The sequence below is a fragment of the Chelatococcus daeguensis genome (assembly GCF_001887265.1).
Taxonomy (GTDB): Bacteria; Pseudomonadota; Alphaproteobacteria; order Rhizobiales; family Beijerinckiaceae; genus Chelatococcus_A; species Chelatococcus_A sambhunathii.
In genome coordinates this window covers 3,048,326-3,074,277 of record NZ_CP018095.1, presented here as the reverse complement: position 1 = coordinate 3,074,277, position 25,952 = coordinate 3,048,326, and the positions used below count along the sequence as shown (strand labels likewise).

The 25,952-nt window shown below is 66.5% G+C and carries 23 protein-coding genes, 1 tRNA gene and 1 riboswitch; of the genes, 10 read left to right on the top strand and 14 right to left on the bottom strand.

All coding sequences use genetic code 11. From position 1 onward, the window contains the following. Positions 1–21 precede the first annotated feature (21 nt). Positions 22–924 carry an SDR family oxidoreductase gene (locus BOQ54_RS14580; protein ID WP_096335316.1) on the top strand — a complete coding sequence of 301 codons (903 nt, stop codon included), beginning with the start codon at positions 22–24 and terminating at the stop codon, positions 922–924. A 47-nt stretch (positions 925–971) separates the two neighbouring features. Here BOQ54_RS14580 and BOQ54_RS14575 read toward each other — a convergent pair whose 3' ends face one another. From BOQ54_RS14575 to BOQ54_RS14535, 9 genes are all read right to left on the bottom strand, one after another. Next, on the bottom strand, positions 972–1,310 hold the full coding sequence (locus tag BOQ54_RS14575) for a DUF190 domain-containing protein (protein WP_055457756.1): 339 nt from the start codon (positions 1,308–1,310) through the stop codon (positions 972–974). A gap of 1 nt (position 1,311) precedes the next feature. Further along, positions 1,312–1,842 carry a fluoride efflux transporter CrcB gene (crcB, locus tag BOQ54_RS14570; protein WP_083585985.1) on the bottom strand — a complete coding sequence of 177 codons (531 nt, stop codon included), beginning with the start codon at positions 1,840–1,842 and terminating at the stop codon, positions 1,312–1,314. After that, positions 1,839–2,246, bottom strand: coding sequence for a fluoride efflux transporter CrcB (crcB, locus tag BOQ54_RS14565; protein WP_055457755.1), 408 nt, complete (start codon positions 2,244–2,246; stop codon positions 1,839–1,841). The genes crcB (BOQ54_RS14570) and crcB (BOQ54_RS14565) overlap by 4 nt, the downstream gene beginning before the upstream one ends. A 5-nt stretch (positions 2,247–2,251) precedes the next feature. Then, entirely contained in the window at positions 2,252–2,557 is a 306-nt protein-coding gene (locus tag BOQ54_RS14560) for a hypothetical protein (protein WP_071924157.1), read from the bottom strand. Then, positions 2,514–4,091, bottom strand: coding sequence for a MutS-related protein (locus BOQ54_RS14555; protein WP_071924156.1), 1,578 nt, complete (start codon positions 4,089–4,091; stop codon positions 2,514–2,516). The genes BOQ54_RS14560 and BOQ54_RS14555 overlap by 44 nt, the downstream gene beginning before the upstream one ends. After that, positions 4,088–5,725: a MutS-related protein gene (locus BOQ54_RS14550; RefSeq protein ID WP_210187185.1), complete on the bottom strand. Its 1,638-nt coding sequence runs from the start codon at positions 5,723–5,725 to the stop codon at positions 4,088–4,090. Before BOQ54_RS14550 ends, BOQ54_RS14555 begins: the two co-directional genes overlap by 4 nt. Positions 5,726–5,739: 14 nt before the next feature. Further along, a complete protein-coding gene (locus BOQ54_RS14545) occupies positions 5,740–6,159 on the bottom strand; it encodes a universal stress protein (RefSeq protein WP_063186960.1) in 420 nt (139 codons plus the stop codon). 1 nt (position 6,160) lies between these two features. Further along, positions 6,161–7,327 (bottom strand): cation:proton antiporter, encoded by a 1,167-nt coding sequence (locus tag BOQ54_RS14540; RefSeq protein WP_071924154.1) that lies wholly within the window; start codon positions 7,325–7,327, stop codon positions 6,161–6,163. Positions 7,328–7,446: 119 nt separating this feature from the next. After that, positions 7,447–7,509, bottom strand: a riboswitch (Fluoride riboswitch). 372 nt (positions 7,510–7,881) lie between these two features. Next, positions 7,882–7,971 (bottom strand) — tRNA-Ser (locus tag BOQ54_RS14535). A 283-nt stretch (positions 7,972–8,254) separates the two neighbouring features. On the opposite strand from BOQ54_RS14535, the gene BOQ54_RS14530 reads away from it, so the two are divergent. The 3 genes from BOQ54_RS14530 (at position 8,255) to BOQ54_RS14520 (ending at position 10,189) form a co-directional block, all read left to right on the top strand. Further along, positions 8,255–8,575, top strand: a complete 321-nt coding sequence (locus BOQ54_RS14530) for a hypothetical protein (protein ID WP_055457750.1) — start codon at positions 8,255–8,257, stop codon at positions 8,573–8,575. 93 nt (positions 8,576–8,668) lie between these two features. Continuing rightward, a complete protein-coding gene (gene msrA / locus BOQ54_RS14525) occupies positions 8,669–9,322 on the top strand; it encodes a peptide-methionine (S)-S-oxide reductase MsrA (RefSeq protein ID WP_071924153.1) in 654 nt (217 codons plus the stop codon). 117 nt (positions 9,323–9,439) lie between these two features. Further along, entirely contained in the window at positions 9,440–10,189 is a 750-nt protein-coding gene (locus BOQ54_RS14520) for a sulfite exporter TauE/SafE family protein (RefSeq protein WP_055457748.1), read from the top strand. Between the two features lie 8 nt (positions 10,190–10,197). Here the strand turns inward: BOQ54_RS14520 and mepA are convergent, their stop codons facing one another. Continuing rightward, a complete protein-coding gene (gene mepA, locus BOQ54_RS14515) occupies positions 10,198–11,124 on the bottom strand; it encodes a penicillin-insensitive murein endopeptidase (RefSeq protein WP_055457747.1) in 927 nt (308 codons plus the stop codon). 120 nt (positions 11,125–11,244) lie between these two features. Between mepA and BOQ54_RS14510 the strand changes: the two genes are divergently transcribed. Beyond that, positions 11,245–12,339, top strand: coding sequence for an ATP-dependent DNA helicase (locus tag BOQ54_RS14510; protein ID WP_071924522.1), 1,095 nt, complete (start codon positions 11,245–11,247; stop codon positions 12,337–12,339). A gap of 7 nt (positions 12,340–12,346) precedes the next feature. On the opposite strand, the gene BOQ54_RS14505 is transcribed toward BOQ54_RS14510, so the two are convergent. Next, entirely contained in the window at positions 12,347–14,191 is a 1,845-nt protein-coding gene (locus BOQ54_RS14505; protein ID WP_071924152.1) for an SLC13 family permease, read from the bottom strand. A 93-nt stretch (positions 14,192–14,284) separates the two neighbouring features. On the opposite strand from BOQ54_RS14505, the gene BOQ54_RS14500 reads away from it, so the two are divergent. Then, positions 14,285–15,409 (top strand): anhydro-N-acetylmuramic acid kinase, encoded by a 1,125-nt coding sequence (locus tag BOQ54_RS14500; protein ID WP_071924151.1) that lies wholly within the window; start codon positions 14,285–14,287, stop codon positions 15,407–15,409. Positions 15,410–15,493: 84 nt separating this feature from the next. Here BOQ54_RS14500 and BOQ54_RS14495 read toward each other — a convergent pair whose 3' ends face one another. Together BOQ54_RS14495 and BOQ54_RS14490 are read right to left on the bottom strand one after the other, a co-directional pair. Further along, positions 15,494–18,646: an efflux RND transporter permease subunit gene (locus BOQ54_RS14495; protein WP_071924521.1), complete on the bottom strand. Its 3,153-nt coding sequence runs from the start codon at positions 18,644–18,646 to the stop codon at positions 15,494–15,496. A gap of 56 nt (positions 18,647–18,702) precedes the next feature. Next, positions 18,703–19,821 carry an efflux RND transporter periplasmic adaptor subunit gene (locus tag BOQ54_RS14490; protein WP_071924150.1) on the bottom strand — a complete coding sequence of 373 codons (1,119 nt, stop codon included), beginning with the start codon at positions 19,819–19,821 and terminating at the stop codon, positions 18,703–18,705. A gap of 258 nt (positions 19,822–20,079) precedes the next feature. Between BOQ54_RS14490 and BOQ54_RS14485 the strand changes: the two genes are divergently transcribed. From BOQ54_RS14485 to BOQ54_RS14475, 3 genes are all read left to right on the top strand, one after another. Beyond that, positions 20,080–21,225: an aminotransferase gene (locus BOQ54_RS14485; RefSeq protein ID WP_071924149.1), complete on the top strand. Its 1,146-nt coding sequence runs from the start codon at positions 20,080–20,082 to the stop codon at positions 21,223–21,225. Positions 21,226–21,310: 85 nt separating this feature from the next. Beyond that, entirely contained in the window at positions 21,311–22,405 is a 1,095-nt protein-coding gene (locus BOQ54_RS14480) for a polyamine ABC transporter substrate-binding protein (RefSeq protein ID WP_071924148.1), read from the top strand. 183 nt (positions 22,406–22,588) lie between these two features. Next, complete coding sequence (locus BOQ54_RS14475; protein WP_071924147.1) at positions 22,589–23,149, top strand: putative glycolipid-binding domain-containing protein; 561 nt, start codon at positions 22,589–22,591, stop codon at positions 23,147–23,149. A gap of 18 nt (positions 23,150–23,167) precedes the next feature. On the opposite strand, the gene BOQ54_RS14470 is transcribed toward BOQ54_RS14475, so the two are convergent. Next, a complete protein-coding gene (locus BOQ54_RS14470) occupies positions 23,168–24,790 on the bottom strand; it encodes a fumarate hydratase (protein WP_055457740.1) in 1,623 nt (540 codons plus the stop codon). Between the two features lie 162 nt (positions 24,791–24,952). Here BOQ54_RS14470 and BOQ54_RS14465 point away from each other — a divergent pair, with 162 nt between their 5' ends. Then, positions 24,953–25,951, top strand: a complete 999-nt coding sequence (locus tag BOQ54_RS14465) for a glucokinase (protein ID WP_063185567.1) — start codon at positions 24,953–24,955, stop codon at positions 25,949–25,951. Position 25,952 lies beyond the last annotated feature (1 nt).

The window sequence follows — 25,952 nt, the reverse complement described above, 5'->3', positions numbered from 1 at the left end:
AGCCGAGACAGGAGACTGCCCATGTCAGCACCCGAGCGTCCCCTGAAGGATTGCATCGCGCTCGTGACCGGTGCCAGCCGCGGCGCGGGGCGCGGCATCGCCATCGAACTCGGGGCCGCCGGCGCGGTCGTCGTGGTGACGGGGCGCAGTACGCGCGGCCGGCCGGCGGACAGCTACGGCGGGATTCTGGGGCTCTCGGGCCTTTCGTCTGCACCGGGCAGCATCGAGGATACGGCCGAGGCCGTCACCGCCGCGGGCGGCTTCGGGATGGCGATGCGCTGCGATCATGGGGATCCGGCGGCGGTGAACGATCTGGTCGAACGGATCGAGCAGGAGACCGGCGCCATCGATCTTCTGGTCAACAATGCCTGGGGCGGACACGAGAGCTTCGACGGGCGTTTCGACGTGCCGTTCTGGGAACAGCCGCTGTCGCACTGGCCGGCGATGATGGACGGCGGCGCGCGTCTGCACTGGTTGGCGGCCCGCGCCGTCGCGCCGCGGATGGGGAGACGCGGCCGCGGGGTGATCGTCGCCACCACCTTCTGGGACGAGGGCCGGGTGCTGCGCGGCAACCTCTGCTACGATCTCGCCAAGGCCGCGATCTGTCGCCTCGCCGGTGCCATGGCAGAGGAACTGCGCCCCCACGGTGTGGCCTCGCTGGCGCTCTCGCCCGGCTGGATGCGGACGGAATGGGTGCTGGCGGCCCATGGCACCGACGAGGCGCACTGGCAGGACGTCCCGGCGCTGGCGCGGACGGAGTCACCCCGCTACCTCGGCCGCGCCGTCGCCGCGCTGGCCGCCGACCCGCGGGTCATGCGGCACAGCGGCAAGGTGCTGCGGGTGGCCGATCTCGCCGCGCACTACGGTTTCACTGACATCGACGGTCGCCGCGTGCCCGCCTTCGTGCCGGAGCCTTCGCCATGACTGCTTTCGCCCCGCCTCGCCGCGGGCTGTGTCAACTGAATAGAATCCTAGCTGGATACGGCCCCATATTGCAGGACCTGCACCTTTTCCAGCGTAACCAACCCGCTGGTCATGATGGTTTCGAGCACCGGCAGGAAGGAATTGATCTTGTCTTCGCTGTCGACGATTTCGATTACCAGGGGCAGATCCTCCGAAAGCCGAAGTATCTTTGTGGTGTGAAGGCGGCTCGATTTTCCGAAACCCATCGGACCGCGCAGCACGGTTGCTCCCGCGAGATGCATCTCGCGCGCCTTCAGCACAATGGACTCGTAGAGGGGGTGACCGTCATCCCGGTCGCTCTCTCCTATGAAGATGCGCAGGAGCAGCGCGTTCTTCGGTACCTGCACGTCAGTTTCCTCCAATGCGGTTAATGCGGGAAGCGATGGCATGTCCCAGCCAGACAGCGGCGAGCCAGGCCAATACTGAGATTCCAACATTCGCGCCTGCAGCCAGGAGCCTGTCCGCTTGGACCAGTCGAAACGTTTCTAAGCTGAAGACGGAGAAGGTGGTGAAGCCGCCGCAGATGCCGGTCATCACGAACTGTCGCTGGCGGACGCTCACGAAAGACCGGCCATCGGGCCCGGTCAGCGTGGCATAGAATCCGATGATGAAGGAGCCGACGACATTGACGAACAGCGTGCCGACCGGAAAACCGGCGTCGCCGATCTGCTGGACGACGGCGGAAGTACTTGCTCTCAACACGCCGCCGCATACTGACCCCGCGGCAACCGCCAGGTAGAGCGACAACGGTCCGCGGATCTTTCGCCAGCGGGCGCGCAGCGCCGCCTTGCGCCGGGGTAACCTGGTTTGATCGGCTCGCGGCCGTTCTTCTCGGCCGGTTCGGCTTCTCGCTGCGACGGTGGTCTCCTGCTCGGTCATGACACAACGCTCCCAAGCACCGCCGAGCCTATCGCGTAGCCGAGCGCGACGGCAGTCAGGCACAGGGCAAGTGAGGCGGCGACATTACCGATCGCGCGGGGGAACTCGCCGTCGCGCGCAAGCGCCAGGGTCTGCAGGCTGAAGGAAGAGACGGTGGTGTAGCTGCCGAGAAAGCCGACGACCATGAACTGCAAGGGCGCTCCGGACGAGAAGAGGCTATGCGCGCTTGCCAAGCCGGCGAACAGTCCGATCGTGAAAGCCCCGGTAACATTGACCGTTAGCGTGCCCCAGGGAAAGGTCTCACCGATATGCCGCCCCACGACGCCTGAAACGAAATACCTGGCCGTTCCACCCAAGGCGCTGCCGAGCGCAACCCAGATCATCCCAAGAAGAAAATCCTGCATCGAACTTACTGCGAGCGGCCAGAGGGACGGTTTGCGGAAGTCGCGGCTGATACAAGATCGATGCCGCGCATGATCATGGGCGCCCGCACAATGCCGAGCCCCACCGCTTGCCAGGAAACGGTTGCGAGAATGATCGCTGTGAACAGGATGAATGCCCCTGTCCGCTCCGGCGCGCCAAGGCCGGTGTGCTGGGACAGGATGTAGGCGCCCCCAGAGAGCAGCAGGATGAGGACCTGCGAAATAGGTGTATATCCGTCCGCCCACCTTTTATGGAGCCGAATTATGCCGATCGGGCGCGGTTCCGCGTTCATGGCTGCCTCCGTTGAGTGAAGTCTGCAACGTTCCCTGAATGTATGGATCTTTGAAAATCCTGTCGTAAAGGTCCTTGCCAAAGCTTGTCTGCAAGGGTTCTCCCTCCTTCAGCCTGAAGGTCCGCGTGCCGTCGGCCCCGCGCTCGGCCCGCAGAAACAAGGCCTGTGGCATCTTGCGGTCGAAAAGGCCGTGGGCGAACTCGTAGAGATGCGTTACGAAGAAAACCGTGTAGCCTTGCTCGACCAGAGCGTCGACGATCTGAATGGCGATCTCTGAGCCTTCCCTTTCGTTGGTCGCGGCGAACGACTCGTTGAACAGAACTATCGCGCCGTGCTCCAGGCGATCGGCAATCTCACTCATGCGGAGCAGTTCCTCGTCGAGCTTGCCGCTCCGCATTGTGACGTCTTCCTCACGTTTGAAATGCGTGACTACCTGGCTGAAGATGCTGGCCTGGAAGGCCACGGCCGGCACGAACATCCCGGCCTGCAGCATCAGTTGTGCAAGCCCGATGCTGCGCAGGAAGGTGGATTTGCCGCCCTGGTTCGCGCCAGTGATGACGACGAGGCACTTGCCGTCGGCGTCGGCATCGTTCCCGACCGCCTTGCGATCCATATTGAGAGCGAGGCCGATGTCATAAAGTTCCGAGAAGGAATGCCGCCGAGAGCCCAGCGGCTCGGGGACGGGAAAGCAGATCGGCTCGTGCATCTCCGTCAGGCGTTCGCGCAGATTCAGGCAGGCGACATAGAAGGCGAGTTCCGCGCGGAGCTGGCGGAAGAAGCTCAGGATGTGGTCGTTCGACTGCGCGAGCGCGTTGGCGACAAGGTTGATGCCCCTGTCCTGCAACTCCGACAGCGCCCTTGCCCCGGCCTCGTCACGCGGGTGCAGGGTATAGCTGAAGGTCGGTGGCCGTTCGGCGAACAATCGTCTCCACCAGCTGCGCTCAGTTTCCTTCGGCTTGCGGAGGACCAGGTTGGTGCTCTTGTTGCCGTGTCCCAGTTCCGCGCTGAGGAGGACGCCGTCCCGCAGCTTCAACTCGTTGAGATGCCCCTGGATCTCCGCGAAGTAGTCATCGCTCAACTCCTCGCGCAGTACGCGGAAGAACGTCCTGAAGCCTTCCGACGCGAAGTTTTCGGATCGCGTGTCGGCAACCACCCGCAGCCGCCGCAGCGCGCCAACGAAGAACTCAAGAACTTGCACGGACCGGCTCAGAATCGATCCAGGATATCGAAGGAAAAAGCCCCCGATCTTTTTCTCGCCTCCGAAAACCTTCACGGCGAGGTCGTAGAGATCACGGACGACCGCGGGATTTTCGAGACAATCCTTGAGGACGGCCTGACGGTAGAGGATCGCTTCCGGCTCGCTGAGGGGGCACAATGTCGCCCGCTTGGCGACGTCGCGCAGCAAGTCGTCCTTGCCCGCCATTGCCTCGAACACGGCTATGAGACCGAGATCCTGGATCAGCATCTCGGCGTTCCACGGCAGCGCAGCCTCCGCATCGAAATCGCGGTCGCGATACATCAGCAGCGGCTTCATGGCTTCAGCCGCTCCTTGAGATCGGCATAGGCCAGGCCGTGCAGCCGGGCGATCGCCATCGCGTGCGAGCGGCCGTCAGCGGGGCGTCTGATGACCTTGAAAGTACGCCGTGCAGGATTGTCCGGGTCGACCATGCTCGTAAGGCTCACGGTCTTGTCGCTGAGCGAGGCAAGCTCGTCGACGAAGGTGACGCAGACCGCGATGAGGTCGAGCGCCATGATCCTTTCCATCACCTTCCGACCGAGGAACAGCGCGTCGTGCAGCGTGGTCGAGGTGAATATCTCGTTCATGATAACGACGCTTCCCGGTGTGGCCTGCTCAAGCACCTGATGGATGCGGATGAGGTCATCCTCCAGCTTGCCGCGCAGGTTGGCGACGTCCTCCTCCTTCTCGAAATGCGTGAAAAGCCGATCGAACAGAAACAGCCGCGCTTCCTTGCCCGGAACCGGACAGCCGAGGCTCGCCAGGAAATGAAGCTGTCCGAACATGCGGGCAAAGGTGGTCTTGCCGCCCTGGTTTGGGCCCGTCACCACGAAGATGCGCTCGGGACCCTTCAGGAGAAAATCGTTGCAGACGATCGGCGCCTTCTCCGTCAGGAGCTTGGCAGCCAGGGCGAGGTCAAAGCTCTCAATGCTGTGGATGGCCTTATCGCTCGGCGAAACGTCAGGATAGCAGAAGGGGAGTTCGGCGGTAGCGAACCGCCGCATATACTCTATCCAGGAGAGGTAGAACTGCACCTCGCGGTCAAAGCCTATGATCCTCGAATCGGCGAAGTCCGGATGCTTCTGGAAGAAGGTGTCTAGCGCGTCGAACGTCTCCGGATAAAGCTTGGCCACCATGTCCACGACGGCGGCCTCGATGTGGTTCATCTCCAGATAGTCTGGAATGTCGCAGAGATGGCTTTCGACGGCGCCGCGCCGGAATTTTTCGAATGACCTTTCCACCTCCGCGCTGTAGTCGATCTCGGCTGCCGCCTTACGCACGCTGATCCGACCGCCCTTGATGTGCATGCAGTAGTGGACGGCAGAGAGGCTATCGTAAAGCTTCGCGATCTTGTCTTTCAGTGCGATGAAGTCGTTTGAGCCGATATGACCTTCGAGGAAGTTGCGAAAGGCCCTGAAACCACGCGAATGGAGTTTTGCGTCGGAAAGATTGTCGAGCAGGATGGAGACTGCCTCGCAATACGTGGAGGCTGCATCCAGGAACAGCCTCTCCTTCTGATATCGGTAGCGGAGCTTTTCCGCGGTTTCGAGCTGCTTGCGCATCTGCCGCATCCGGTTCGCGAAATCGACGATGTGCTCGAAAACACGTGTGTCCTCCAGATCCTGGAACACCTCGTGTCGGAAGCGGACGGCGTCCGCATCGTGCAGCGAGACATGGAAGAAGGGCTTCAGGTCGTATTCGGCGCGGCCCGCAGTCACGGCATCGACGATCTGGTCAAGGTTGAGGTCCACGAAACACTCAGGCGCATCGGCCTGCGTCTTGGGCATGCCGCCGAGGATGCTCGTGAAATCCTCCGGTGCGGGCTCATGTGCCTCAACGGCTTGCAGGACCGATGCGGTCGACGCCTCTGCCGCCCGATATGAAACGGGAGGTCGCCGTTGTCGCTCGGCTTTGACAGCTCGTCCCGGCATGTCTCCGCCTCCTGTCACTTGATCACCAAGACGTGGCACGGCGCGAGTTCCACCAGGCGGTCGGTGGTGCTGCCGATCAGCCGGTTATAAAGAGCGGAATGGCCCATGTAGCCGACAACGAGCAGGTCGAATCGACCACGCTCGACAAAGTCGATGATGGTCGGCACGGCATGGCCGGCGACGACATGCGTCTCGATTTTCACATGCGCGCTCCTGGCCTGGAACTGCGCCTGCGCGATCACCGGCTCGAACCGATGGTTCTCATCGAGCTTGTCTTCCACCACCTCGTCGATCGTGGTGGGAAGACGCGGCAGTTCCTCCACACAGATCATGTGCAGGTGGGCCTTGAGGCGATGGGCCAGCTTGATGGCATAGGCGAGCGCCCGGGTGCCGCCTTCTGAGCCGTCGTTGGCGATCAGGATCTTCTCGTACATCTCAGGCCTCCTTCCGTGACGGCTTTCCCGGCGCGAAATCGCCCTCGATGGGCTTGAACGCTGGCTGGAACCAGCGCTGCGCGATCAGCGTCGGCACGACCGCGCTGCCGATGACGGCGGTCACCAGGATCGTGTACTGGCGCTGGTCGATGATGCCGTTAGTGAGGCCGAAGAGTGCCGAGATCGTGCCGAAAGTCAGTCCGGTCGACATCAGCAGCGTCGTGTACATCCCCTCGCGCCGCTCGAACCGGAAGGCGTGAGTGAGCGGCAGTATGCCGACGAACTTGGTGACCATCTTGAGCGCGAGGAAGACGACGATGAGCCCGGCCGCCGCCAGGACCGCCTGGAAGTCGACCAGCGATCCGGCCTTCAGGAAGTAGAACGGCGTCAGGATGGTGAAGGCGATGATGCGCATGCGGTGCGGCAGTTCCGGATCGGCGAGGAAGGCTGGAGCCAGGGCCATGCCGACCAGATAAGCCGGGAGCACGGCTTCGCTGCCGGCGATCGAGGCCAGCCCGCCGAGGCCGAGCAGCACCAGCGAGATGAACTTGGTCTCGGGTTCGCTGACCCGGTGGCCGACCCTGGTGAAGAACCACGGCGCGAAGCGCGGCAGCATCCACAAGGCGGCTGCGGTGACGGCCCCGAACAGTGCCAGCCACCAGTCGAAATGGGCAAAGACGACGCCAAGCGCCAGCACCGTGCCGAGATCGTTGATGAAACAGGCGGCGAGGATGACCTTACCGATTTCGGTCTTGTTGAAGCCGGTCTCGACCATCACGGCGTAGACGACGGCAACCGAGGTGGTGGAAAGCGAAATCCCCGCGATCTGCGCCTGAGGCCAGGTCCAGTCTATGCCGTAGCGGGCATAGACCAGCACACCGAGATAGGGCGCCAGGAAGCCGACAACGCCAATCGACATGCTCGACCAGAAATGCATTCGGATGACGCGGCCGTCGATCTCGGTTCCGGCCAGGAAGGTGAGCAGGATTGCGCCGAACCCGGCGAGGAAGTTCACCCATTCGGTGAGTTGCAGCCCGATCGTGTTGCCGGCGAGCGCCCCGACCATGATCTCGACGAGCGCCACCGACATGGCGACGCGGATCGAGATGACCGAGGCAAGCAGCGCGAGCCCCAGCCAGACCGCCGAAACCAGCCAAACGTTTTCCATCGCATACCTCCGATCCGGCCGGCAGCCGGGTTGTTTCGGTCATGCGCATGGAAACGGGGCAGCAAAAAACCCGCCATTTTGGCGGGTCGCTTCCTTGAGCGACTCCCACCACATGTCTCCACGCGGCAGGAGTCATCAGCCCTCTCAGGCGGTTTCAGGGGGACTCCATCCCCATCACCTCGGTAAAATAATGTTTTGACCCACACGGGACAAGTCCCTCGCGGTCCAAAAGAAGCGCAGTCCAACGCCTGACCTTGCTCCTGCGATCTAATCCGGATCGAAGTTCGTTCTGGGCCTTTGAAAGGACCAGGCATGAAGCGCAGCCGCTTCTCAGTTCACAAGCGGGAGGGTCGAAACAGCTCATCGTTTCAAGGGATTACGAATCCGTGCCCTTGCTGGTTCAGTCCAGAGGTCGAGAGAAAAGCGGCCGAGAGAGAACGCTCGGAGCCGACTCTGCCGGGTTTGCAGTCCACACAGGTCAGCGCCCGGACCACGCGGTTCCTTGGCGTTTCAGCGCCGCGTCCGCGTGCCGAGAACGTTCGACGGGGTAGAAATGGCGGAGAGAGAGGGATTCGAACCCTCGATACGGTTGCCCGTATACACGCGTTCCAGGCGTGCGCCTTCAACCACTCGGCCACCTCTCCGGATCCGGATGCATGCCGGTTGGTCGGTTAGCCGACATGGGGCACGCTCGGATGGGGCGCGTTATATAGCCCGTCGGGCGGCGAGCGCAAGGCGTTCCGGCGGCAATTCACCGGTGCCGTCGATTTGATTGCACGGAACGCCGTGCGCGGTGATAGATGGAGGGAGGCGGGCGGTCCGCGCATGTACGGCAGCATCGGTTGCATACCATCTCGAGCCGTCCCGACCGGTCCGGTGGGCGGTGTCTTGCCGCCGCGGTCTCGTTGCAGCGTTCACGGGTGGAAGATGCGGTTCGTCCTGCGAGTTGTCGGTTTTCTGGTGATCGTTGCCGGCTTCGTGTCCTTCGTCATCGACAGCACGCGCGGCATAGCCAACGGGCATTTCGATTTCACCCCGCTCGGGGCGACTCTCTTCGCCCTGTTGCCGCACAGCTTTCCACTGATCGAGCCGGCAGTGGCGCGGCATATCCATCCCTTCCTGTGGGATCCGGTGCTGCTCACCGTCTTCACGACGCCGACCTGGGTGGTTGCGCTCGTCATTGGCATCCTCGCCATGTGGATCGGCCGGCGCAAGCCGGAGTCCGTCGGTTTCGCGAGCGACCGCTGAGGCGTGTCACGAAAGCTTGAGTGCTTCCCAGTCTCGCGACGACGCCTGCGCCTTCCTAAATCATGCGGGCCTGTTTAGCGAGGGAGATGCCGCATGTACGGTTTCAGGAAGCGCCAGACCATGCCGCTGCCGGGCGAGGCCTTGCCGGGCCGCGCGATGCCGCTGCCGACAGCGGAGCGGCATTTCGTGAATGGACAGCCACTGAAGGGGCCGTTTCCGCAGGATAGTGCGCAGGTGCTGTTCGGCCTCGGCTGCTTCTGGGGAGCGGAACGGGTCTTCTGGTCTCTACCGGGCGTCCATGTCACGGCGGTGGGCTATGCCGGCGGCGAGACGCCGAACCCTACCTATGAGGAAGTATGCACCGGACCGACAGGCCACAACGAGGTGGTGCTCGTGGTCTATGATCCCGCCGTCATCCCATTCGAGCATCTGCTCAAGGTCTTCTGGGAGAGCCACGATCCGACCCAGGGCATGCGCCAAGGCAACGACGTCGGCACGCAGTACCGCTCCGGCATCTATGTAACGGGCGCGACCCAGAAGGCAGCGGCCCTCGCCTCGCGCGAGGCCTATGGCAAGGCGCTCGCGGCGCGGGGCTATGGTCCGGTCACCACCGAAATCGTCGATGCGCCTGCGTTCTACTATGCCGAGGACTACCACCAGCAATATCTGGCCAAGAACCCTGGCGGCTATTGCGGCCTCGGCGGAACCGGCGTGTCCTGCCCGACGGTACAGGCGGCAAGTGCATAACACATTATTTGATGTGAAAATTACGAATTAACAAGATTATTGAGTTTATAGGCGCCCGCTGTATGCTGCGGCTGGCGCGGCGGATCAACGCCGCGCCTGGGCATCAGCGGGGCTTTCATGGTCTCCGAATTCCTTCTTCTCGCGCTCGTCGGCTTTTGCGCGCAGCTGGTCGACGGGGCGCTTGGCATGGCCTTCGGCCTCATTTCCACCTCGTCGCTGCTCGCGCTGGGCATACCGCCCGCCCATGCGAGCGCGGCTGTGCATACGGCCGAACTGGCGACCACTGCGGTGTCCGGGGTGTCTCACCTAGCGCACGGCAATGTCGACCGGCGCCTGCTCGTGCGCCTCGCGCTCGCCGGGGCGGCGGGCGGCAGTCTCGGGGCCTTCGTGCTCTCCAACGTCGAGGGCAGCGCCATCCGGCCCTTCGTGGCCGCCTATCTCCTCGTCATGGGCGGACTCATCCTCCTGCGCGTGGCGCGTTCGGCGCGCCGGAGCGATGCGTCGCCGGCCGGAGCCGCGCCGCTCGGTCTCGTCGGCGGCTTCCTCGACGCCATCGGCGGAGGCGGCTGGGGGCCGATGGTCACCTCGACGCTGATCGGCTCCGGCCATGCGCCGCGCAAGGTCATCGGCTCGGTCAACGCGTCGGAGTTCTTCGTCACGGCGGCCATCTCGGCGACGTTCTTCGGCCAGCTCGGCGCCACGCACCTGTGGAACGTCGCCGGCCTCATCGTCGGCGGCGTGCTGGCGGCGCCGCTCGCCGGCTATCTCGTCAGGCGCATCCGGCCGGAGCCGCTGATGATCGCGGTCGGGCTCGTCATCTCGCTGCTGGCGCTGCGCGAGCTCGCCATCGCCTTCAAGGTGTTCTGAGCGCCCTCCTATTGCGCCGCGAGGACCGAGCGGCAGGCTGCCGGCAGGTCTTCCAGGGTCAGGGGCGGGGCGGGGCGCGTGGGCTTGGGATTGCGTGCCTCATCGGAGAACCACCAGGCGAGTTCCTTGCCGCAGCCGTCGTCCTTCGGCGGCGGCGCCTGCGGGCGGCACTCATCCTCGCCGCGCGGGCAGGCGAGGCGGATGTGGAAGTGATAGTTGTGGCCGTATGTCGGCCGCACCGTCGCGAGCCATGCCCTGTCCCGCCCGGCCTCGCGGCACAGGGCCTTCTTGATGGCGGGGTTGACGAAGACGCGCTCCACCGCCGGCTCCTTCGCGACGGCGCGGATGAGCGCGGTGTGTGCCTTCGTCCAGGCCGTGGGGTCGACGTCATTCCAGTCGCCGGCGACGACATTGGTGGCGGCGATCTCGTCGCGTTCGGCGAGCGACAGGCGCCGCGACGGCATCGGCGTCAGCCAGATGTCGGCATCGAGGCCGACCTGGTGGGAGGCGTGGCCGGTCAGCATCGGGCCGCCGCGCGGTTGCGAGATGTCGCCGACGAGCAGGCCCGGCCAGCCGTTGATCTCCGGCACGCGCGCCGAGAGGCGCTCGAGGAAGGCGATGAGAGCGGGATGCCCCCAGTTGCGGTTGCGCGAGGTGCGCATCACCTGCCATGTCTCACCGTCGACTGGCAGTGCGCGGGCACCGGCGAGGCAGCCGCGCGAATAGAAGCCGATAGCGCGGGCGGCAAGGGGAGCGGCGCTCGTCTGCGTGCCGAAGAAGCGCTTGGCGGCGTCCTCGGGCAGGGATTTCAAAGCAGCCGCACGCCGCGCCGCCTCCTCGCGGGCGTTCTCCTGCCCATGAGCGGGCATCATCGACGCCGGCGCCAGCGCAAGAATGGCGAGCAGGGCGGCGAACGGCAGGCGGGCAGGGTGCATGGTGACGATCCCGGTTGCGAATCACCTCGATTGAGTATGACCAGAATGGCCCGGAATGCGGCCGCGATGCGCCTCGAGGGCGCCGCGGGCGCGAGGGTGAACGCAAGGAAGGATGCCGCCATGGCTTGGTCGCCGCAACAGGACGAGGCGCTCGCCGCCGTCGCCGCCTGGCTGCGCCGCAAGGACACGCAGGTGTTCCGCCTGTTCGGCTACGCCGGCACGGGCAAGACGACGCTGGCGCGCCACCTCGCCGAGGGGGTGGACGGTGGGGTCATCTTCGGCGCCTTCACGGGCAAGGCGGCCTCCGTGCTCAGGGCCAAGGGCTGCCCCGGTGCCGCGACCCTGCACAGCCTCATCTACCGCACGCGCGAGACCGAAGGCGAGAGCCCGACCTTCGTCCTCAATCGAGATAGCCCGGCCGCCAAGGCGGCGCTCATCGTCATCGACGAGTGCTCGATGGTCGATGAGGACCTCGGCAAGGACCTCCTGTCCTTCGACACACCGGTGCTGGTGCTGGGCGATCCGGCGCAGCTGCCGCCGGTCAAGGGCGGGGGCTTCTTCACCGAGGCGGAGCCCGACGTGATGCTGACGGAGGTGCACCGGCAGGCGCGTGACAATCCTATCATCCGCATGTCGATGGCGGTGCGCGAGGGTGAGGGCCTGTCGCGCGGCACCTATGGCGAAAGCCGCATCATCGGCAAGCGCGACATCGATGCCGAGGCCGTCATGCGCGCCGACCAGGTGCTCGTCGGCCTCAACCGCACGCGGCGGGCCTACAACAACCGCATCCGTAACCTCAAGGGTTTTCGCGACGCCATGCCGGCGGCTGGCGAGAAGCTTGTCTGCCTGCGCAACAACAAGCAGAAGGGCCTTCTCAACGGCGGCACCTGGCTGATCAAGGAATTCGCGACCTCGCGCTCGAAGAAGGCGGTGGTGACGATGCGCGTGCAGTCCGAGGAAGACGCCCGCAACGTCGTCAAGGTGTCCGTGCCGCAGGAGTTCTTCGACGGGCGGGAGGAGGAGCTGACGCCGCAGATGCGGCGCGAGTTCGACGAATTCACCTACGGCTATGCGCTGACCGTGCACAAGGCACAGGGCTCGCAGTGGGATGATATCGTCCTCTTCGACGAATCCTTCGCCTTCCGCGAGCACCGCAGCCGCTGGCTCTACACCGGCATCACCCGCGCCGCCCACTGCCTGACGCTGGTGATGTGAGCCCCGGTTACAGCGGCCAGACGACCAGCAGCATTGGCACCGAGACGGCGAGCACCACGACCTCGAGCGGCAGGCCCATGCGCCAGTAGTCCGAGAAGCGGAAGCCGCCTGGGCCCATGATGAGCGTGTTGTTCTTGTGCCCGATGGGCGTGAGGAAGGCGCAGGAGGCGGCGATCGCCACACCCATCAGGAAGGTATCGGGATTGACGTCGAGTTCGCGCGCAAGCCCGATGGCGACGGGCCCGGTGATGACCATGGTGGCGACGTTGTTGAGGACGTCCGACAGTGTCATGGTCGCCACCATGATGGCGAGGAGTGCAACGACGGGTGAATAATCGCGCGTCAGGGTGACGATGCCTTCGGCAATGAGCGCGGTGCCGCCCACCTCCTCGAAGGCCGCGCCGATCGGCAGGAGGAAAGCCAGCATGACGACGATCGGCCATTCGATCTGCAGGTAGAACTCGCGCGCCGGCACGATGCCGAGCGCCGCATAGGCCGCGACCGCCATGGCGATGGCGATGGTGAAGGAGACGAGGCCGAGCGAGGCGGCCGCGATGGCGGCGGCGAAGAGGCCGATGGTGATCGCCACCCTGCCCGGGGAGGTGCCGGCGACGCTCGCGCGGCTGAGCGGGATGACGCCGAGCAGGTCGAGCGTCGCGCTGTCGGTGCCGCGGCCGGTCAGGAGAAGCACGTCTCCGGCTGCGATGTAATTGTCGTGCACGCCCCTGCGGGTGAGGGTGCCCGCGCGAGCGATGCCGAGCAGCGTGATGCCGAAGCGGGGCCTCAGGCGCATCGCGCCGGCCGAGCGGCCGACGAGCAGCGAATCGGCCCGCACCACCGCCTCCACCACCTCCGGTCCCTTGTCGCGCTGTTCCTCCTCCTCGCCCTCAGGCTTGTTGTCTTCCTTCCTGCCGCTGCGGCGCCTGGTTCTTCCGGCGGGCTGGTCGGCCTCCACGTCGGCTCCCTCTTGCCGATCGCCCGGCTGCTGCAGGTCGAGCGCCTTGATGAAGGCGGCGATCGCATCGCTCGAGCCCTTCAGGCGCAGCTTGTCGCCGGCCGCAATGGCCGGCATGCGCATACGCGGCAGCTTGCGTCCCTCGCGCACGAGGCCGAGCACGATGACGTCGGCGGTGCGGGCTTCCTCGTCGATGTCCGTCGGATGGCGGCCGATGGCGGTGGAACCTTCGGGCACGCTCACCTCCGCCTCGAAGGAGGACGGTTTCGTCGCGGCGGACTGGTCGGCGCGGTGTGGCACGAGGCGCCAGCCCACGAGCGCGACGAAGGCGAGGCCGGCGGCGGCGACCGCGCCGCCGACGGGAGCGAAGTCGAACATGCCGTAGGGACTGCCGAGCAGGCGCTCGCGGATGCCGGAAGCGATGATGTTCGGGGGCGTGCCGATCAGCGTCACCATGCCGCCGAGGATGGTGGCGAAGGCGAGCGGCATCAGCGTGACGCCGGGCGGGCGGCCCGCCTTGCGCGCCGCCTCGACGTCGATGGGCATCAGAAGGGCCAGCGCGGCGACATTGTTGATGATCGCCGAGAGCGCCGCCCCGATGCCGCCGGTCATGGCGATGTGCCGGCTCGTGGGGCGGTGGTCGCTGACGAGCCGCCGCGTGACGAGCGTCAACGCGCCGGAGTTCTCGAAGGCCCGCGAGACGACGAGCACGAGCGCGACGATGACGACGGCCGGGTCGGCAAAGCCGGAAAAGGCCTTTTCCTGCGGCACGAGTCCAAAGGCCACCGCCACCAGCAGCCCGCCCGCCGCCACCAGATCGTAGCGCAGACGTCCCCACAGCAACATGGACAGGATGACGCCGAACAGGGCAAAGAGCAGGATCTGGTCGAAGGTCATCAAGGCTCCCCCGGGGCTTGCTGATGTCGGACCATTGCAGAACGGGTGTCACGCGACAAAGGTTCAGGCGGGCGAGGCGCATGGAGGGGCACAATGGATGGGAAGCCGGTCTGGGCCATCGGTCTGATGACGGGGACAGCCCTCGACGGGCAGATCGACATTGCGACGCTCCGCACGGACGGCGAGCGGATCGATCGGCTCGGGCCCTATGCGCTGTCGCCCTATCCCGCCGCGGTGCAGGCCCTGCTGACGCAAGCGGTCGCCGCGGCGCGAGGATGGAACTTCACCGGTCCCGAGCCGGCGATCTTCGCCGAGGCGGAGATGGCGCTGACGCGCGCGCAGGCCGAGGCGGTGAAGGCCTTCATGGGCCTGCACGGCCTGTCGGCGGCGGATGTGGCGGCGGTCGGCTTCCATGGCCAGACCATGTTGCACCGGGCGCCGCAGCCGGGACGGCCGGGGGACACGCGCCAGCTCGGGGACGGCGCCCTGATGGCGGAGATCGTCGGCGTGCCTGTCGTCTTCGATTTCCGCACCGCGGACGTGCGCGCCGGCGGACAGGGGGCGCCGCTCGCGGCGAGCTACCACGCCGCCCTCCTGCGGCGCGGGGGGCTCGGGCCGGAAGCGGCGGTGCTCAACCTCGGCGGCGTGGCGAACGTCACCTGGTGGGGCGGCGGGGACGATCTCGTCGCCTTCGATACCGGTCCGGCTAACGGCCCGCTCAACGACTGGATGAAACAGCATGCCGCCGGGGAGATGGATGTCGACGGCGCAGCCGCCCGGCGCGGCCGCGTGGACGAGGCGCGGCTCGCGCGGCTTCTCGACCATCCCTATCTCGCTGCGCCCTACCCGAAGTCGCTCGACCGCTACGACTTCACGGCCGCGATGGCGGAAGGCCTGACGCTGGACGACGGGGCGGCGACGCTGACGGCCTTCACCGCCGCAGCGGTCGGGCGCGGACTCGACCTCCTGCCGCGCCGGCCGGACAGGCTCGTGCTGTGCGGCGGCGGGCGCCGCAACCCGGCGCTCGTCTCGGCCCTCGCCGAACGGGCGGGCGTCACGGCGGTGATGGCGGAGGATGCGGGCTGGCGCGGCGATGCGGTGGAGGCAGAGTGCTTCGCCTTCCTCGCCGTGCGGCGCCTGCGGGGGCTGCCGATCAGCTTCCCGACGACGACCGGCGTGCCGGAGCCGATGGCGGGCGGGCGGGTAGCGATGCCATAGCGGCTTGGTGGGGCGGCCGCCGCTTTTCCTCTCCCCGCGGGGGGAGGGGCAGCGAGCGTCGCTCCTGGATCTTGGGAAAACCGCCTATTCCGCCGCGATGGGCAGCGGCAGCGTGCCCTGCATCTCCTCGGCCGCCTCTTCCTCCGCGGCTCCGCCGCGCTCGTCGAGATGCTTGCGGAACCATAGCGCGTAGAGCGCGGGCAGGAAGAGCAGGGTGAGGAAGGTGGCGACGAACAGCCCGCCCATGATGGTGATGGCCATCGGCCCCCAGAAGGCGGAGCGGGACAGCGGGATCATGGCGAGGATGGCGGCGAGCGCCGTCAGGATCACCGGCCGGGCCCGGCGCACCGTCGCTTCGACAATGGCCTCGCGGCGCGCGAGGCCGCCGGCGACGTCGGTCTCGATCTGGTCCACCAGGATCACCGTGTTGCGCATGATCATGCCGGCGAGCGCGATGAGGCCGAGCAGCGCCACGAAGCCGAAAGGCCTGTCGAAGACGTTGAGGGCGAGCGAGGCGCCGACGATGCCGAGCGGGGCGGTGAGGAAGACGAGGATCAGGCGCGAGAAGCTCTGCAGCTGGATCATGAGGATCGTCAGCATGACGATCACCATGATCGGGAAGAGCGCGAAGATCGAGGCGTTGCCCTTCTGCGATTCCTCGATGGCGCCGCCGATCTCGAGGCGATAGCCGGGCTCGAGCTTGTCGCGGATGTCCTTGAGGGCGGGCCAGATCTGGTTGGTCACGTCCGGCGCCTGCATGCCGTCGACGATGTCGGCCCGGGCGGTGATCGCCATGTCGCGGTTGCGCCGCCACAGGATCGGCTCCTCGTGGCCGTAGTCGATGCGCGCCACTTGGGCGAGCGGCACCGCGATGCCGCCGCGCGTGGTGATGGTGAGGTCGGGCAGGCGCGCGAGGTCGAGGCGCTCCTCGGCGACGGCGCGGGCCAGCACCTGCACGCGTTCGGTGCCGTCCCGCACCACCGTCACCGGCGCACCCGAGATGAGCGTTTGCAACGACTGTGCGATGTCGGCAACGTTGAGGCCGAGCGCCCGGGCCCGCTCCTGGTCGACGGAGAGCGAGATCGACGGCGTCTTCTCGTTCCAGTCGAGGTGCGGATCGACGACGTTGGGATTGGCGCGCATGACGTCGCGCACCTCGTAGGCGATGCGGCGCACGGCGTCGGGATCCGGGCCGACGATGCGGAACTGGACAGGGAAGCCGACCGGCGGGCCGAAGTTGAACCGGTCGACGCGCACCCGCGCCTCCGACAGGGCGCCGTCCGAAAGGGCCTTCTCAATGCGCGCCTTGATGCGCTCGCGCTCTTCGACGCCCTTCGCCACGATGACGATCTCGGCGAAGGCCTCGTTCGGCAGCTGCGGGTTGAGGCCGAGCCAGAAGCGCGGCGAGCCCTGGCCGATATAGGTCGTGTAGGTCGCGATGTCGTCGTCACCCGCGAGCAGGCGCTCCGCCTCCTTCGCCGTTGCCTCTGTGACGCCGATGGCGGTGCCCTCGGGCAGGCGCATCTGGAAGAAGAGCTCGGGCCGCTCGGAGAGCGGGAAGAACTGCTGCTGCACCCGGCCGAAGCCGACGATGGAGCCTGCGAAGATGAGGACCGTCGCGATGATGGTGAGCCCGCGCCAGCGCACGCAGAAGCGCACGAGGGCGCGGAAGCGCTCGTAAAGCGGTGTGTGGTAGATGGCGTTCGGGTCGTCGTGGATGCCGTGGCCGTGCTTCTTCGCCATCTTGGCCGCGAAGTCGGGCAGAAGCTTCATGCCGAGATAGGGCGTGAAGATCACGGCCACGAACCATGACGCGACGAGCGCGATGGCGACGACCCAGAAGATGCCGCCCGCATATTCGCCGACCGAGGAATTGGCGAAGCCGATGGGCAGGAAGCCGGCGGCCGTCACCAGCGTGCCGGTGAGCATGGGAAAGGCGGTGGAGGTCCAGGCGAAGGACGCGGCCTTCACCCGATCCCAGCCCTGCTCCATCTTCACCACCATCATCTCGATGGCGATGATGGCATCGTCGACGAGCAGGCCGAGCGCGATGATGAGGGCGCCGAGCGTGATGCGGTGCAGATCGAGCCCGATCGAGTACATCGCGATGAAGACGAAGGCGAGCACCAGCGGCACCGACAAAGCGACGACGATGCCCGTGCGCCAGCCGAGCGACAGGAAGCTGACGAGCAGCACAATGCCGAGCGCCTCGGCGAAGACCTTGACGAACTCGCCGACGGCACCGTCGACGACATGCGGCTGGTCGGCGATACGCTCGATGTCGATGCCCTGCGGCAGGGCAGCGGTGAAGCGCGCCATCGCCTCGTCAAGATCCTCTCCGAGCTTCAGGATATTGCCGCCCTTGGCCATGACGACGCCAACGCCGACGGCCGGCTCGCCGCGCTGGCGCACAAGATAGTCGGACGGGTCCTCGAAGCCGCGCGTGACGGTGGCGATGTCGCCGAGGCGGAAGGTGCGCCCGTTCGCCTCGACCGGCGTCTCGGCAACGGCCTGCGCCCCGTCGAGCGCGCCGGTGACGCGCAGGGGGATGCGCTGGGCGCCCGTCTCGACCGTGCCGGCCGGCGTCACCGCGTTCTGTCGCTGCAGAGAATCGAACAGCACCTGCGGCGAGAGGCCGAGCGTGGCGAGACGCGCGTGGCTGAACTCGACGAAGATCTTCTCGTCCTGCACGCCGTAGAGATTGACCTTGGTGACGTTCGGCACCTTGAGCAAGTGCTGGCGCATCGCCTCGGCCACGCGCTTCATCTGGGCGTAATCGAGGCCCGCACCGGTGATCATGTAGAGCACCGAATCGACGTCGCCGTATTCGTCGTTGACGTTCGGTCCGATGAGGCTGTCTGGCAGCTCACTCCTGAGATCGGTCAGCTTCTTGCGCAGCTGATAGAACAGCTCCGGCACCTCGCGCGCCGGCGTGTTGTCCCGGAACGTCACCTGCATCGCCGTGAAGGAGGGCTTAGTATAGGTCTGCACCTTGTCGAAATAGGGCAGCTCCTGCAGCTTCTTCTCGATGCGGTCGGCGACCTGCGCCTGCATCTCGGTGGCGGTGGCACCCGGCCAGATGGCGGTGACGACGGCGACCTTGATGGTGAAGGACGGATCCTCGGCCCGGCCGAGGCGCAGGTAGGAGATCGTGCCGCCGACGGCGAGCGCGAGGATGAAGAAGAGCACGAGCGCCTGATGCGTCACCGCCCAGTGCGAAAGGTTGAAGCGCTGCATGGTGGTGCGACTCTCGGCGGTCATCTCAAATCGTGATCGTTGACGGCCCGGCGGGATCAATAGACGAGGGCGTCGACGACGCGGACCTTCTGTGCCGGATCGAGCTTCTGCACGCCGAGCGCGACGATCTCGTCGCCTTCGGCGACGCCTTCCGTCACCAGCACGTCGCGGGCGTCGTAGCGGGCGACCCTCACCGGCTTCAGGCCGACGGCGCCTGTCGTCCGGTCCACGACCCAGAGGGCCGGGCCGCTTCCCTGGTTGAATAGCGCCGAGAGCGGCAGCCGGGCTGCCTTCTCGCCGGTGCCGCCCTTGATGGTCAGCGTCGCGCTCATGCCGAACGCCACATCGTCGCCGGCATCAGGCATGGCGAAGCGGGCGAGATAGGTGCGTGTCGTCGGATCTGCCGCCGGCGAGAGTTCGCGCAGGCGCGCGGCATAGCGCCGGTCGCGGTCCGACCAGAGCGTGACGGAGGCCTCGCCCTGGCGCACGCGCGACAGCAAGGCCTCCGGCACGGCGACGACGGCTTCCTTGTCGCCAAGCTCAGCGATGCGGACGGCGGTCTGGCCGGCGGCCACCACCTGGCCGGGCTCGACGAGGGTCGCGGTCACGACGCCGTCGGTGTCGGCGGTCAGCGTGGCATAGGAGAGATTGTTGCGAGTGAGCTCCACGGAACGCTCGGCGCGAGCGAGGCGCGAGCGGGCCTCGGCGGCGGCGGCCTTCTGGCGGTCGAAGGCGGCTTCGGAGGCCCAGCCGCGGCGACGCAACTCGGTGCTGCGGTTCTCCTCGGCTTCGGCTTGGGCCAAAGCCGTCCGGGCAGCATTGAGCTCGGCATCGGCCTGTTCCGCCTGCAGGCGCAGGTCTGTCTCGTCGAGCTCCGCGAGCGGCGTGCCCTTGGCCACCGTGTCGCCGACCTGGACGAGCCGGCGGGCAACCTTGCCGGTCACGCGAAAGCCGATATCACTTTCGACCCGCGGCCGGATGCTGGCGACGAAGGTCCGCTCGGGAACGATCTCCTCGAAGTGCACCTTGGCGACGAGCACCGGCCGGTCCGGCTTTGCCTCCTGCTCCGCGGCGCTGTCCGTGCAGGCCGCAAGGCCGAGGCAGAGCAGGGCGGCGAGGAACGCCGACGTGCGGGAGAGGCGGCCGTCGGCCGGCTGCGACGAGAACTGGTGCATCGGTCCTGGGCTCCTTGGGGTGACCGGTCCGGGGGCGGAACCCGTGGATCGGGGGGCACCGAGAGCGGACCACGCGCCACGCCACCGGACCGGCTGCCGCGAAGGTAGATGATGGATGATGAATGTCAATTTTCGTCATAAGGCACCCCACAAATCGGCGGATCGTGATGTGCGCTGGCGCACATCGCTTCACCTCGCCCGCCGCCGGTGCTAAGCGACGCCGGCGGCTGGGCTGCCGTGTTCGCGAGGGTTGTACACATGAATTCAGTGCTGGCCGGATTGCCGACGACGGTCTTCGAGGTGATGTCGCGCCTGGCGCGCGAGACCGGGGCCATCAATCTCGGCCAGGGCTTTCCGGACGATCCGGGCCCGGCCGACGTGCGCGCCATGGCTGCGGATGCCGTGGTCAACGGCTGGAACCAGTATCCGCCCATGCTCGGCCTGCCGGAGCTGCGCCAGGCCGTCGCCAATCACTACCAGCATCATCAGGGCCTTGCCCTCGATGCCGAGAGCGAGGTGATGATCACCTCCGGCGCCACGGAAGCCATTGCCGGCGCACTCCTCGCCCTCATCGAACCGGGCGACGAGGTCGTCCTCTTCCAGCCGATGTACGACGCCTATCTGCCGCTGGTGCGCCGGGCCGGCGGCGTGCCGCGCTTCGTCACCTTGAAGCCGCCCCACTGGCGGCTGAGCGAGGAGGCGCTTGCCGCAGCCTTTTCGGAGCGCACGAAGGTCGTCCTCTTCAACAATCCGCTCAATCCCTCCGCCGTCGTCTACGCCCGCGAGGACCTCGAGCTGCTCGCCCGCTTCTGCGAGCGCTTCGATGCCATCGCCATCTGCGACGAGGTGTGGGAGCACCTCGTCTTCGACGGGCGCCGGCACCTGCCGCTGATGACCCTGCCCGGCATGCGCGAGCGCTGCGTCAAGATCGGCTCTGCCGGCAAGATCTTCTCGCTGACCGGCTGGAAGGTCGGCTTCGTCTCGGCGGCGCCCGAGATCCTCAAGGTGCTCGCCAAGGCGCACCAGTTCCTCACCTTCACGACGCCGCCCAACCTGCAAAGCGCGGTCGCCTACGGCCTTGCCAAGGACGACGCCTATTTCGAGGGGATGCGGCGCGATTTCGCGCGCAGCCGCGACCGCTTCACCGAGGGGCTGAGGAGCTTGGGGCTCGCCGTGCTGCCGAGCGAGGGCACGTATTTCATCAACATCGACATCACCCCCCTCGGGGAGGAGGATGACGTTGCCTTCTGCAAGCGGCTTGTCGCCGAAAGGGGCGTCGCCGCGATCCCGGTCAGCGCCTTCTATCACGAGAATCCGGTGCGCAACGTGGTGCGCTTCTGCTTCGCCAAGAAGGACGCGACGCTCGACGGCGCGCTCGAGCGTCTCGCCGGTCTCGGCCGTTGAGAAAATGCCCGTAACCGCTTAGCCTTCACGGGGACGCTCGCCTTGGGCGTTCGCTTTCCATCTCGCCTTGGGAGACTGCCCGGAAATGGTCCGCGCTCTCGTTGCCTCACTCGTTGCCGCGCCGCTCCTTGCGCTCGCCGTCCCGGCGGCCGCACAGGAGAAGACCGTCCACGTCTACAACTGGTCCGATTATGTCGACCCGAAGATGCTCGAGGAGTTCACCAAGGAGACCGGCATCAAGGTCGTTTACGACACTTACGACAACAACGAGATCGTCGAGACGAAGCTGCTCGCCGGCAAGTCCGGCTACGACATCGTGGTGCCATCGGGACCCTTCCTGCAGCGGCTGATCAATGCAGGCATCTTCGCCAAGCTCGACAAGACGAAAATCCCCAACCTGAAGAACGCGTGGCCCGAGGTGACGGAGCGGCTTCGGGTCTTCGACCCGGGCAACGCGCACGCGGTCAACTACATGTGGGGCACGACCGGCATCGGCATCAATGTCGACAAGGTCAAGGAGCGGCTCGGCGACATCCCGCTCAACACGTGGGACATCGTGCTGAAGCCCGAGCTCTCGGCCAAGCTCAAGGACTGCGGCATCCACATGCTCGACGCGCCGGAGGACATCTTCCCGGGCGTGCTGGGCTATCTCGGCCTCAATCCAGATTCGAAGGACGCCAAGGACTTCCAGAAGGCCGCCGACCTTCTCGTGAAGGTGCGCGGCAATATCCAGAAATTCCATTCGTCCGAATATATCAACGCCCTCGCCAATGGCGACATCTGTGTGGCCGTCGGCTATTCCGGCGACATCCTGCAGGCCAAGGCCCGCGCCGAAGAAGCCAAGAACAACGTCAATGTCGCCTATGTCATCCCCAAGGAGGGGGCGCTGATGTGGTTCGACTCGATGGCCATCCCTGCCGATGCACCGCATCCGGACGAGGCGCATGCCTTCATCAACTTCATGATGAAGCCGAAGGTCGCTGCGGCGAACAGCAACTTTGTCGCCTACGCCAACGGCAATATCGCCTCGAAGGAGCATCTCGACGAGGCAATCCGCAACGATCCCGGCATCTATCCGGATGACGAGACGATGAAACGCCTTTTCACCAACACAGCCTATGACGAGCGCGCCCAGCGCACGCTGACCCGGCTGTGGACCCGGGTGAAGACCGGCCGGTAAGCCGAGCCGGATTGTCCCGGAGCAAGAAAAGGGCGGCATGTCTGGCATGCCGCCCTTTTTCGTTGCCTGCGCGACATGGGCATTGTCGAAGGAACCCTTGTCGGTGTCTCATATCCTGCTGCCGCCACCGGAGCGACAAGGCGCCGAGGGACGTCAAGAGGCCCCGCGCGAGGGAGGCGAACCATGCGTGATATTTATTGGGAGTGGCTTCACGCGCCAGGACAGGAGCACCTGCGACTCGTGGAAAAGCCTGAGGCGATCGTGGCCGAGGGTGTCGTGGCCGGCACGCTGGAGAGCGGCACCTTCCGTATGCACTATCTCGTGACCTGCGATCGCGCGTGGCGTTTTCGCCACGCCGAGGTGCAGTTGGAACAGGGGCCGACGCGGCGGGAAGTCCATCTTGGTCGCGAGCCGGACGGGCACTGGCGCGTCGACGGTGTCGAGCGGCTCGATCTCAGATCCTGCGCGGATATCGACCTGATGGGCTCGCCCTTCACCAATACGCTGCCTATCCGTAATCTCGGGCTCGCACCCGACGAGGCGCGGGAGATTCGCGTCGCCTATGTCCGCTTGCCGGACCTCGCGGTGACGCCGGAGGCCCAGGTCTACACAAGGCTCGACCGGGGCGAGCCCCCGCGGCGCTTCCGCTACCACGGTGTCGCGACCGGCTTCACGGCGGACCTCACCGTCGACGAAGCGGGCCTCGTCGTCGACTATCCGGGTATCTGGCGCCGGCGCGGGTGAGTGGCGCCGCCGGCCGGCTCAGCCAAGGTTCAGCTCTTTGAAGAAGTCATTGCCCTTGTCGTCGACGACGATGAAGGCGGGGAAATCCTCGACCTCGATGCGCCAGATGGCCTCCATGCCGAGCTCGGGATATTCCACCACCTCGACCTTCTTGATGCAGTCCTGCGCGAGGCGTGCGGCGGGGCCACCGATGGAGCCGAGATAGAAGCCGCCGTGCTTCTGGCAGGCTTCACGAACCTGTGCCGAGCGGTTGCCCTTGGCGAGCATCACCATGGAGCCGCCGGCGGCCTGGAACTGGTCGACATAGGCGTCCATGCGCCCGGCGGTGGTCGGGCCGAAGGAGCCGGACGCGTAGCCCTCCGGCGTCTTGGCCGGGCCGGCGTAGTAGATGGGGTGGTTCCTGAAATAGTCCGGCATCGGTTCGCCGCGCTCCAGCCGCTCACGCAGTTTGGCGTGAGCGAGGTCACGCGCCACGATCATCGGCCCGGTCAGCGACAGGCGCGTGCGGATGGGATGACGTGAGAGTGTGGCAAGGATCTCGGACATCGGCCGGGTCAGGTCGATCCTGACCACTTCGCCGCCGAGTGCCGCCTCATCGACCTCCGGCAGATATTGGGCGGGATTCGTCTCGAGCTGCTCGAGGAAGACGCCGTCGCGCGTGATCTTGCCCTTGGCCTGCCGGTCGGCCGAGCAGGAGACGCCGAGGCCGATGGGCAGCGAGGCGCCGTGGCGCGGCAGGCGGATGACGCGCACGTCGTGGCAGAAGTACTTGCCGCCGAACTGGGCACCGACGCCGAGCTTCTGCGTCATCCGATGGATCTCAGCCTCCATCTCGAGGTCGCGGAAGGCGTGTCCCGCCTCCGAGCCTTCGGTCGGCAGGCCGTCGAGATAGCGGGTGGAGGCGAGCTTCACCGTCTTCAGGTTGAGCTCGGCGCTGGTGCCGCCGATGACGATAGCGAGATGATAGGGCGGGCAGGCGGCGGTGCCGAGGGTGAGGATCTTCTCCTTGAGGAAGGCGAGGAGCCTGTCCCGCGTCAGCAGCGAGGGCGTGCCCTGGTAGAGGAAGGTCTTGTTGGCCGAGCCGCCGCCCTTGGCGACGAAGAGGAACTTGTAGGCATCCTCGCCCTCGGCATAGAGATCGATCTGCGCCGGCAGGTTGTTGCGCGTGTTCTTCTCCTCGAACATGGAGAGCGGCGCGAGCTGGGAATAGCGCAGGTTGCGCTTGAGATAGGCGTCGCGGATGCCCGCCGCGAGGGCGGCTTCGTCATCGCCGTCCGTCCAGATGCGCCGGCCCTTCTTGCCCATGACGATGGCCGTGCCCGTGTCCTGGCACATGGGCAGGATGCCGCCCGCCGCGATGTTCGCATTCTTGAGGAGGTCATAGGCGACGAACTTGTCGTTCGCTGTCGCCTCCGGATCTTCGAGGATCGTCTTGAGCTGCGCGAGATGGCCGGGGCGCAGCAGGTGATTGATGTCGCCAAAGGCGGCCTCGGCCAGCTGGCGCAGGGCCTCGGGTTCCACGACGATCATCTCGCGGCCGGCGAAGGTCTCGACCCGCACGCCGTCGCTCGCGATTTTGCGGTAGGGGGTGCCGTCGGCGGCGAGGGGGAAGAGCGGCGTGTAGGCGGCGTCGGCGGACATCGGGGTTCCTCATCTGGCGAGGGGAGGGGCACGGCCGTGGACCCTGCGGCCCGAGCGTGCTTCTAATGGCTCTCTCGCATCATTCCAAGGCGTGGAAGATGCGAATGCGTCCCCCCGTCGCACCGGGGGCCATCGGCAGGACAAGGAACGCTCAGGAAACCGATGTTCGCCTATCCTCTTCTCGTCGCCGACATCGGCGGCACCAATGCGCGCTTTGCGGTGGTGATGGAGCCCGGCGGGCCGCTCAGGCCCCTCGCGCAGCTGCACACCGGGTCCTATGCCAGCCTCGTCGCCGCGGCGGAGGCGGCCCTCGGACGGGCGGGCGACCTCTTTCCCCGCTCCGCCATCCTGTGCGCCGCGGGCCCCTGCGACGGCCGGCGCATCAAGCTGACCAACGCGTCCTGGATCATCGACGGGCCTGAGATCGCCGATGCCCTGTCGCTCGACCAGGGGCTGCTGCTGAACGATTTCGAGGCGCAGGCGCTCGCCTTGCCTGCCCTGCCGGAGCACGGCCTGCGCGACCTGACCGCCGGCCTCGCGGCGCACGGGCCGACGCGGGTCGTGCTCGGGCCTGGCACCGGGCTCGGCGTCGCCGGCCTGACGGAGGCGGCCGGGCGCTTCATCCCGCTGCCGAGCGAAGGCGGGCATGTGGATTTCGCGCCGATGGATGCGGCCGAGGCTGCGATCTGGGCGGCGCTCGAGCGGGTGGAGGGACGCCACACGGCCGAATCGATCCTCTCCGGACCCGGCCTTGTCCGGCTGCACCGGGCTCGGCTCGCCGTTGCGGGCGGCGAGGGTTCGACGGACGAGGCGCCGCAGATCGTGGAGCGGGCGCTCGCCGGCCAGGACGGCGAGTGCCGGGAGACGGTGGCGCTTTTCCTGCGGCTCGTCGCGCGCTTTGCCGGCGACATGGCGCTGACCTTCGGCGCGGCGGGCGGCGTCTATCTCGCCGGCGGCATTCTGCCCCGGCTCGCGCCGCTGATCGACGCGCCGGCCTTCGTGGCCGCCTTCGCCGACAAGCCGCCGGTCGCGGCCTTCGCGAAGGCCATTCCCGTGCGGCTCGTCACGACGCCGGACGCTGTGCTCTATGGGCTCGCCGCCATCGGCCGCGCGCCCGAGCGCTATGCGATGGAATGGGAACGACGGCTGTGGCGGCCGTGAG

Bases quoted from the DNA above. Each gene is read 5' to 3' on its own strand.
- BOQ54_RS14465 (WP_063185567.1), top strand. From the start codon at position 24,953: ATGTTCGCCTATCCTCTTCTCGTCGCCGACATCGGCGGCACCAATGCG.
- BOQ54_RS14580 (WP_096335316.1), top strand. From the start codon at position 22: ATGTCAGCACCCGAGCGTCCCCTGAAGGATTGCATCGCGCTCGTGACC.
- BOQ54_RS14505 (WP_071924152.1), bottom strand. From the start codon at position 14,191: ATGACCTTCGACCAGATCCTGCTCTTTGCCCTGTTCGGCGTCATCCTG.
- msrA (WP_071924153.1), top strand. From the start codon at position 8,669: ATGTACGGTTTCAGGAAGCGCCAGACCATGCCGCTGCCGGGCGAGGCC.
- BOQ54_RS14540 (WP_071924154.1), bottom strand. From the start codon at position 7,327: ATGGAAAACGTTTGGCTGGTTTCGGCGGTCTGGCTGGGGCTCGCGCTG.
- BOQ54_RS14500 (WP_071924151.1), top strand. From the start codon at position 14,285: ATGGATGGGAAGCCGGTCTGGGCCATCGGTCTGATGACGGGGACAGCC.
- BOQ54_RS14555 (WP_071924156.1), bottom strand. From the start codon at position 4,091: ATGAAGCCGCTGCTGATGTATCGCGACCGCGATTTCGATGCGGAGGCT.
- BOQ54_RS14480 (WP_071924148.1), top strand. From the start codon at position 21,311: ATGGTCCGCGCTCTCGTTGCCTCACTCGTTGCCGCGCCGCTCCTTGCG.
- crcB (WP_055457755.1), bottom strand. From the start codon at position 2,246: ATGCAGGATTTTCTTCTTGGGATGATCTGGGTTGCGCTCGGCAGCGCC.
- crcB (WP_083585985.1), bottom strand. From the start codon at position 1,842: ATGACCGAGCAGGAGACCACCGTCGCAGCGAGAAGCCGAACCGGCCGA.
- BOQ54_RS14490 (WP_071924150.1), bottom strand. From the start codon at position 19,821: ATGCACCAGTTCTCGTCGCAGCCGGCCGACGGCCGCCTCTCCCGCACG.
- BOQ54_RS14470 (WP_055457740.1), bottom strand. From the start codon at position 24,790: ATGTCCGCCGACGCCGCCTACACGCCGCTCTTCCCCCTCGCCGCCGAC.
- mepA (WP_055457747.1), bottom strand. From the start codon at position 11,124: ATGCACCCTGCCCGCCTGCCGTTCGCCGCCCTGCTCGCCATTCTTGCG.
- BOQ54_RS14495 (WP_071924521.1), bottom strand. From the start codon at position 18,646: ATGCAGCGCTTCAACCTTTCGCACTGGGCGGTGACGCATCAGGCGCTC.
- BOQ54_RS14545 (WP_063186960.1), bottom strand. From the start codon at position 6,159: ATGTACGAGAAGATCCTGATCGCCAACGACGGCTCAGAAGGCGGCACC.
- BOQ54_RS14510 (WP_071924522.1), top strand. From the start codon at position 11,245: ATGGCTTGGTCGCCGCAACAGGACGAGGCGCTCGCCGCCGTCGCCGCC.
- BOQ54_RS14520 (WP_055457748.1), top strand. From the start codon at position 9,440: ATGGTCTCCGAATTCCTTCTTCTCGCGCTCGTCGGCTTTTGCGCGCAG.
- BOQ54_RS14475 (WP_071924147.1), top strand. From the start codon at position 22,589: ATGCGTGATATTTATTGGGAGTGGCTTCACGCGCCAGGACAGGAGCAC.
- BOQ54_RS14560 (WP_071924157.1), bottom strand. From the start codon at position 2,557: ATGAACGCGGAACCGCGCCCGATCGGCATAATTCGGCTCCATAAAAGG.
- BOQ54_RS14485 (WP_071924149.1), top strand. From the start codon at position 20,080: ATGAATTCAGTGCTGGCCGGATTGCCGACGACGGTCTTCGAGGTGATG.
- BOQ54_RS14550 (WP_210187185.1), bottom strand. From the start codon at position 5,725: ATGCCGGGACGAGCTGTCAAAGCCGAGCGACAACGGCGACCTCCCGTT.
- BOQ54_RS14530 (WP_055457750.1), top strand. From the start codon at position 8,255: ATGCGGTTCGTCCTGCGAGTTGTCGGTTTTCTGGTGATCGTTGCCGGC.